Genomic DNA, 8714 nt, shown 5'->3' with positions numbered 1-8714 from the left:
AGGCCATCATCTTCAACGGAATAACGCTTGCGTACTACGACCGAAAAACCCAGAGTGTGGTGCGGATAGACTAAAAGTGTTACCTATGTTCCCGGTCTGATCTGTCACCTATGTATCCGGTCATACAATTCGCTTACCGGGTCTACAAAATAAAGAAATGCGCAGATGCCAGGATTGGTGGCGCTAGCAATTATTGTTAAGGCATTCCGACTTAAATATTTACCTGCCCCTTCTTTCCATCCCTACGCATAACGGGTTAAGGCTCCATATCAAAATGTTATTACAGAGCATATAAAGAAAATTTATGCATCATATCCAGCATTTTTGAAAATTAATTGAACATGCTCCGTCAGTCCAACAAGATCTTCATAGGCGATTGGGCCAAAATCAGGATAATGGTTTTCAATATACTCGTTAACATCTTCCATACCTTCACTGACTCTGAGATTATTAACAAACCATCTGTTCCCGGACTGTTTTCCCAGATCGCTTTGATAATGTTTTCGCTCTCCGGTAAATCACCGCACACAATATCCTGTAATCCAGACTAAACCTGCTCCGGCGAAAGATTGCTGTCCTCTGCATACTGTGCATAGGACTGTACCAACTGGCAGTTATACATCATCCCTTTTGGCAAATCGAACCCATCACTCAGAGAGTTATTCTCCACAACAACTCGATCCGACGCACATTGCTCTGATAATGTCTTATCCCTTTTCTTTTAGTGGCTTATTGACCCTGTTGTATTTTATGCCCAAGCTTTTTTCGCTGTTAAGCATTTTGGAGCCACAGACGCTACCGCCGCGCAGTGACGCTCAGGTCTGCCACGCATTTATCATATAAATAGCACGCAGAAGAGCTCCCAACGAACATAACACGGTGTAACCTACTGATATCATTTAATATCCTGCCAAAATAAATTCATATATTATCGAATAATATCGCTATACCTCAAATTCATGTATCAACGATTTGATTCATGCCATTTTTTTAGAGTTTTATAAAAATTAATAACACTATCTAAATCAGTGTTCCACTCTGAAATTTTAACTCCATCTTCATTATGTGTTTTGCGCGAATCAGTAAATTTATTTATCATTTCAGGATTGAATCCCGGACACTCATCCAAAAATAAAATTTTATTTTGAACAAAAACATCATTACCCGAGAAATATAAAACCCAAGTAAATATAAAGTTCGCATCATCAGGCTCATACATTGAAACAACCAATGCAGCATGCTTTTTATTTGTCAATCCCTCTTTAAGAGAGTTTAGCCAGCTAACTTTGTAATTATCTATATTCCAGTAAGATAGTGGAATATTTATTACCTCTGAAAAACCACCAATAATTACCGATGATGGCAAGAAACATTCACCTTCATTATTCACTGGTTTATCCTCAGGGAAAATGCCAAACATATGTTAGTCCTTAATCCTGTTCAAGTTACTGTCATAAGTTCCTATTCTGTTGCCTTTACGATCAAACATTTTCCAACCATTTGTAACATTATGACTATCAATATCGGGAGTAATGTATTTTTTACCATCAGAATAAACCGGCTGCCCATGAGAATTAAATGGTGCTTTCTGTGGTGGGATTCTGGTATCGAATCCTAATTTTTTAGCTGCTTCTTCAGCCTCTTTACCCTTAAGGGCCAGATAAGCTAAATCATCCTTATTCGGCCCTTCTGGAATCGGTGTAACCGTAGTATTGCCGCCAGTATCCGGATTTCCATCATTCTTACCTGTATTGGTTGCCCCCTGACCCGAGGACTTATTATTCCCTGTATTTGAAGGCACATTTCCAGTTACAGTCTGGTCTCCACCAGTGTTTGATGGTCCCGGGTTGATGACCTGCGTACCACCAGTACTGGTGATCGTCTTACCTGTCAGGGACTCATAGGCCGCTTTCTGAGCATCATTTAACTGACTGAGCTGGGAAGGATCATTGAGCGAGGCCACATAGATCAGATGCAACTGCTCATCTTGTGACAATGTATCCATTGCTGATGTGGATGCACCAATGCCCAGTAAAGCACCCAGACCACTGGCAACCAGGCGATCACGGCAAGCAGAAATTTTCAGACATCCCTGTGCAGCCAGTTTACCGCCCTGTATAACGACACCCAGCGAGTTATTCTCAACCTCCACCTTCGCCGTTTCCGACGCCGTCGCCGCCATGGAGACACTACCATCCGTCACTGCTGCGCCCGCCAGACCACCTGCGATACTCACGAGGCTACTGACCAGCCGTTTCTCCTCTGCCGTCAGGTCACTGGATTTTTTATCTCCATACAGCGCGCTGACCAGATGGTCAGTCATCGCCGAGGCCGTAATGGCCCCTATGGCACCAGCCTTCAGGCCATCCGCACTGCTCCCGCCACTCAGCTGCGTCAGCGCCGCAGCCACAATACCGTGCAGCGCGGCACGGGCTGTCGGATCTTTCTGCTCCTTGACCAGGGTCGCCAGCAGAGGGGCCGCCCCCGCTGCCGCACCTGCCTTCAGGTTACCGCCAAGCGCACCTGCCAGTAATCCCGCAGCTGCGCTGCCCTTAGTCCAGAAGGCACTCCCCGGACCGTACTCGGTATTCTGATATCCGGGCTGCGTCTTCAGGAACGCTTCCTGCTCCTGCGGCGTATCGCCCTGCAGTTTTCCTTCTGACGCCAGCTTCGCGCCCAGCGCCGCATTGGATTCCCGCGCTTTCTGCTCCGCATACTTGCCGTAAGCATCCAGCGCAGAGGTGGCCAGCGCCGCGCCTTCGCTCTGGACCGCCAGGTTATCCCTGACCTTCTGCACATCACCGTTCACGTCCACGCCGTGGTGGGCGTCAGCCGTATTACGGTTCAGGTCAGCAATATCCTGTTTCTGTCCCGCCGGGTTGCGAATGACAATGCTACCGCCACTCACCGCTGATGAGGTCGTGCCGGTGTGGCTCTCTTTTGCCTGGCCCGTACCGATGGCCGGTGCCAGGTTGCGGTTTTCACCGTTTCCGCTGCCGCCCGCGCTGCCGGAAAGCGCCACCGTGTAGCCGTTGCCGCTGGTCTGGCTCTCGTTATGGATATTACTGAAACCCAGCGTACCCGTGTCGAGGCTATTTTTATCTGCAGACGCCGTGGATGCAATCACCGCGCCGTCAAGCTGGGTATGATTTCCGGTGGTGACGGCAAAGCCGCCCTTGCCTGCGAATATCCCGCTCTGTTCAGCGACGCTCTTACCATTCTGGGTGATATTCTCACCCGATGCACTGACGCTACCGGAAGAGGCACCATAACACAGTGGCGGTATGCACAGACTGAGGGACGCGCCTGACGAAGACTGCTTGCTGTTATAACTGGCTGTATCCTGCACGCTGCTGATGGTGAGATCGCGCCCGGTGTTGACCACCACACGGTTACCTTCCAGCTCCGCACCTTTCAGGGTGGTGTCGCGTCCGCTGTTCACCGTAAGCTGTTCATCAGCATGGACAACGCTGTTCGTATTGCGCTGCGACTGGCTGTTTTCCTTACCCTTATGCTGTGACGCCCCCAGCTCCACCGAGATGCCGTTTTGCGCACCAATCAGGCTCACACCGACACCGACGCTGAACTGGCTGCCTCTGTTTTTACTCTCAGAGTGGGTTGTGTTCTGGGAGGAAGACAGCAGAATATCCCGCCCCGCATCCAGCGCCACGTGTTTACCCGCGATCTGTACCCCCATACCGGCAATGTCATTTCCGGCACGAACAGAGACATTCTCGCCGGCATTAATGGTGGTGCCCTGCGTGTCGGTACTGTGGTAACGACTGTCCTGAGAGGACGTCCCCGCCGTTAAAGACACTTTAGCCTTGATGAGCGACGAGTCCGACATAGCGCCCTGCGCCGCGGTTGCCGCCGACTGGCCTGTTCTGATGGCGGTCAGCCGTGGATCATCGCCGTTTTCTGCGCTGCGGGCAGCCGTCTCAGCGGCTTTTGCAGCCTCAACAGCCCAGCCGCCAGCAGATGCCGTCACACCATACTGGGCGCTGCTGCTGTGGTTTTCACCGTCGCGGGTATCCCGGCTCACCCCCATGAGGACATTTTCGCCACTGAGTGACACCGATTTACCGGCACGGATATCCGTACCTGACAGGGAGAGATCGTTACCGGCCTGCGCGACAAGGTTACCGTTTTTGCTGCTTAGCTGGCTGCGCAATCCGTTTTCGAGGCTGCTATCTTCCCGACTGCTGTTTTTTTCATGACGGTAGCCTGCCGTGGCGCTGTAACCATCGCCGCCCAGCGTTCCCAGCAATTTGCTGCTGCCGCTGCTCTCACTGCGCGATGTATCGCGTCCGGCAGAAACTGAGATATCCCCATTTGTGGCTGACAGCAGAAGATCGTCCGTGGCGGTCATCAGGCTGCCGCTGATATTCACGCTGCCGTCACGACTGTTAACGTAAATATCTGAGCCCTGAATGACCGACGCGTTTTGTGTAGTCCGGTTGCCGCTATTGTTGCTCTCTGCCTTGCTCATCCCGCCCGGCAGGAGCTGATTGCCGTGGGACCCCCCACCCGCGATGGCGCGAACAGCACTTCCGGCGCTCAGGGCGCTCGAAAGATTCCAGCCGCTATTTTTCGTGCTACTGCCGTATTTCTCGCTGTCTGTGGACGTAGTGATATCAACGTCGCGTTTCGCATCGAGGATCACCGTTTCACCGGCCTTAGCCTGGCTCCCGGCAATCAGGATATTGCCGCTGTTGCTGCCTCCCTGTTTACCGGTGGCAGTCATCTGGATATTGCCTGCGGCGGCAAAATGACTGCCGCTGTTAAACTCGCCCTCGTAGTGCGACTCAGAGGAAGACCGGGTGCGTCCTGCGGAAATGGCCATCATCTGCCCTGGTCCGTCAAGCGCGAGCGCACCGCCTTCCGCCCCCAGCCCCTTCACTTTATCGACGGTGCTGTTGCCACTGTTGCCCTTACCACGAACGATATCGCGCACGTTACGCACAGTGTCTTCAAATGGCGCTTTCACACTGACCGTGACGCCAGACGATTTGGACTCCTGCTTCATGGACTCAGTGGTCGTATCCCGTCCAGGAAGGATGGCGATGCTGTCGCCAGTGATATCGATATGGCCGGTTTTGCGGGAGAAATCATCCTTCCCTCTTCCGGCAACCACATCTGCCGCACTCAACTGGACGTCATTTCCGGCGCTGATGATGACATTACCGCCAGTAGTGCCCACCGTGCTGCGGGCATCGCTCTGCGTCGTATTTGCCCCCTGCCGGGTGCTTTTTGAAGACTGCGACCCGATGGTGATACCCAATCCCGACCCGCTGGAGAAAACGCCGGATTTCTTCGTCTTCTTCATGTCGTAGTACGTGTCGGTGTTGGTTGCTGCCTCCACGGTCAGATCATTTCCAGCCTTCAGGGCCACATCGCGCTCAGCAGCAACTGACGAGCCCTGCACCGTCAGGTTGTTACCAGCCCGGAGAGCAACGTTTTCGCCCGAAAGCTGCGTACCTTTCTCACGCGTATGCGTTTCTTCGTGGATGGTGTGAGTGGTTTTCTTGCTGAGGAATCCACCGGACGTCTTTTTCTTCTCCCGGTATGCATAGTCACTTTCCGTCGCAGTGGAAAGGGTGATATCCCGCCCGGCGGCCACGGCTGTATCGCCTTTGGCATAGACATCTGCTGCCTGCGCCGTTACATCACGTCCGGCGACAACAGTCACATTCCCACCCGCAGTGATGTCGGTTCCCGACTGGCGAACCGACTCGTTAATCACTTTTTTACGGCCTGACTTATAGCTGTCGCCCTGCGTGGTCTCTTCCGCCGCCAGATTCACGTCGCGACCCGCCTGCAGCCCGACGCTTTTCTCCGCCACCAGCGCGGCGGCCTGCGCGTTGATATCCTGCCCGGCCTTCAGCACCAGGTTATCGCCTGCGGAAATCGTGGTGCGAGCGAGTCTGGTGCTGTGGGATTCGCTTTTCCCTTTACGGCTGCTTTCGCTGATCTGTGCCGCGTTCAGATTGAGATCGTTGCCCGCGCTCAGCCCCGCGCTGCCGCCCGCCTTCACGTCGCTGGCGGTCACGTCAAGGTTGTGCCCGGCGTTCACCAGCAGGTTGCCGCCCGCGGTGACGTTACTGCCCTGATACGCGACGGACGAACGGCTGGTTTTCGCCCGGCTGGAGCTGAATGCGTCGTTGATCTGATTCGCGTTGACGGCAATATCGCCCCACGCGTTCAGCAGCATATCGCCGCCGGAGGCCAGGTTCGCCCCGGTAACGGTGATGTTTTTCCCCGCCTCAAGCGACAGGCCATCCTGCGCGGTAATAGACGCCGTGCTGCCCAGCAGGGTGTCTTTCAGGCCGATCTTGCCGTACTTCCCTCCGGCGTTGATATCAATCTGCTCAACCTGGGTCAGGTTGTTGATGCTGCCGTCCAGGCTCTCCAGCGCGACCGTTTTGCCGCTGATGGTGGAGCTGATGTTATTGATATCGCCGATGGCGCTCAGGTTCAGGTCGCCGCCCGCTTTCATCAGGCCGTTGTTGAGATTGCTGATGCTGTTCTGGCTGTCGAGCGTCAGGCTGTTTTTCGCCAGCAGCGAGCTGCCGCTGTTGGTGATGTCGCCGCCCTTCAGGGTGACGTTGTTGCCCGCGATTACGCTGCCGTTATTGACGGTGACGTCCTTCGGCGACAGGTAGAGTTTCGGTACCATCACGGTTTCGCCGTTGACGGTGGCTTTCTCCCACCACAGCAGGCTGTGGTCGAGTGCGGCAATCTGATCGGCGGTCAGCGAGACGCCAAACTGCAGGCCCAGCGACTGCTGCGCCGCCGCCGCGTTGTCCATCAGATAGCGCATCTGATCCAGATCGGAGCCGATGCCGTTCAGGTAGCGGTTACCGGTCTGGTTGAGCACCACGTTGGAGACATAGCGGGTATCGAACGCCGCATCACCGAGGAAGCGGTAATCGTAATCCGGGTTCAGGTTGAGTCGGCCGAGCATGTAGGACGAGCCGAGGAACTGCTTCTCGTCGGTAAACGCCAGCCGCGTCTCCTGCGGCGCCGTGGACGACGGTTTGACCCCGAGCATTGCGTTCAGGTCGGCAAACAGGGCGGGATCGAGCTGTCCGAGACCGTTCAGTTTCGGGTTGATGCTGATCAGGTACGGGCTTTTCGGGTTGTCGGAGAAGACAAAATAGCCGTTGTTGCCCGACGGAAGCGGGTAAGCGCTGGTATCGACGCGCTGGCCCTGATAATGCCCGACGGCTCCGCCCTGAGCGGTTCTGAGATCGGCGGTGGTGACCCCGGCGTTCGCCAGTGCGCCCAGCTGGCCGAGGTTCGCGTTGCCTTTCTGCGTGGTGCCAATGTTGCTGAGAGGCGTGCCGGACGCGCCGCCGTTTTCCAGCGCGCCGCCGCCGTTAAGCTGCTGCAGCGCACCCTGGAGCTGATCGTTCCACTGCGGCGAGTTCACCGCCACGGTGCCGGTATTGCTCAGCCCCTGTTTTTGTACGCCGCTGCCGACGCTCTGGTTGCTGAGGGTGTTCAGCGACGGCGTGGAGATGACGTTGCTGACGCCACCTGCATTGGCGGTGGTATTAGTGTTGCTGATGTTACTGGTGAAGTTTGCGGTAACGTTACCGCCGGCTTGTATAACAGCGCGGTAAACAGGGCCATCAGGAACAGAACCTGAAGAACTCTTAGGCCTGTAAACAACCGTAGGGAAATCACCATCGGAGCCTGACATAGTGGATAATTGGTAAACAATTTCACTGGAGCTTTTACCAGACTGGTAACTTTGATTATTTAACTGATTTCCGGAAATATTGATATTGCCAGTTGCCAGCATATTACTTGCCTGATTAACAAGCTCATTGCTGGAAATATTCAAATCTTTTCCTGCAGAAAGTCTCCCTGCGGTACCTTGCGTGTGTATAGTTACATTTTCTTCCGGTCCGTTACTGAGTACAACTTCATCGGGTATAAGATCAATATGCATCTTAACTTCAATGTAAGGACCTTTACTGTCCTCCCCAAAATGGGCATTGGAAGGTAATTGTTTATTTAAGTCTCCTGAATTAGTCGGACTACTGCTTTCTGTTTTTACATCAAAAACTTCGTAATGATTAAAAAAACGATTAGTTTTAATTGTAATATCACCACCCTGCGTCTCAATATTCCCCGACGTATTCACCACCTGGCTGTTCGCATTCCCTGCCGCATCCCGCTGCATCCACAGGCTGTTCCCCGCCATGATGTCGCCACGCTGGTTGGTGATGCTGTCGGCAAACAGCGCCAGGTTATTCGCCGCGTACAGCAGCGCGGTGTTGACGATGGCGCCCGGCGCGCTCAGGGTCAGCGAGCCGCGCGTGCCGGTGAAGCCGTCCACGGTAATGTTGCTCCGGCTGGCCACGGTGATGTCACCTCCGCCCTGCAACGAACCCGCGGCATTCAGCGCCACGCTGCTGCCGGAAAGCGTACTCGCGCCGCCGCCGGTGGTGATTTGTCCGTTGTTGCTGAGCTGCCCGCCCGCGTTCAGGTTGACCGCCTGCCCCTGCAGCACGCTGCGGTTATCAATGTCGCCGCCGCTGTTGATGGTGAGGGTTCTGCCTGCCGCCACGGCGGTTCTGCTGGTAAACGCGTTCGTCAGCTGCAGCGTTAAGTCCCCCAGGGACACCAGCTGGCCGGTAAGGTCCAGCCCCCGGCTCTGCAGCCACAGGTTGCCGCCGCTCAGCAGCCTGCCGCCCGCGCTCTGG

Annotated in this window: 3 protein-coding genes; all 3 read right to left on the bottom strand. The window is 54.5% G+C overall.

Annotation, left to right across the window (positions count from 1 at the left end; all coding sequences use genetic code 11):
- Nucleotides 1-302: 302 nt before the first annotated feature.
- Nucleotides 303-428, bottom strand: coding sequence for a hypothetical protein (locus tag ACOTXT_RS21700; protein ID WP_256388758.1), 126 nt, complete (start codon nt 426-428; stop codon nt 303-305).
- A gap of 536 nt (nt 429-964) precedes the next feature.
- The gene (locus tag ACOTXT_RS21695) at nt 965-1420 is read right to left on the bottom strand and encodes a hypothetical protein (protein ID WP_023294493.1); all 456 of its coding nucleotides are present in this window, start codon (nt 1418-1420) and stop codon (nt 965-967) included.
- A gap of 3 nt (nt 1421-1423) precedes the next feature.
- The coding region (locus ACOTXT_RS21690; RefSeq protein ID WP_421625446.1) for a hemagglutinin repeat-containing protein at nt 1424-8714 on the bottom strand (7291 nt) is incomplete at its 5' end.

The organism is Enterobacter cloacae complex sp. IR5422 (assembly GCF_049238165.1).
GTDB classification, from domain to species: Bacteria; Pseudomonadota; Gammaproteobacteria; order Enterobacterales; family Enterobacteriaceae; genus Enterobacter; species Enterobacter roggenkampii.
Note: the sequence above shows the minus strand (reverse complement) of the source record. Positions and strands in the feature narration are given on the sequence as shown.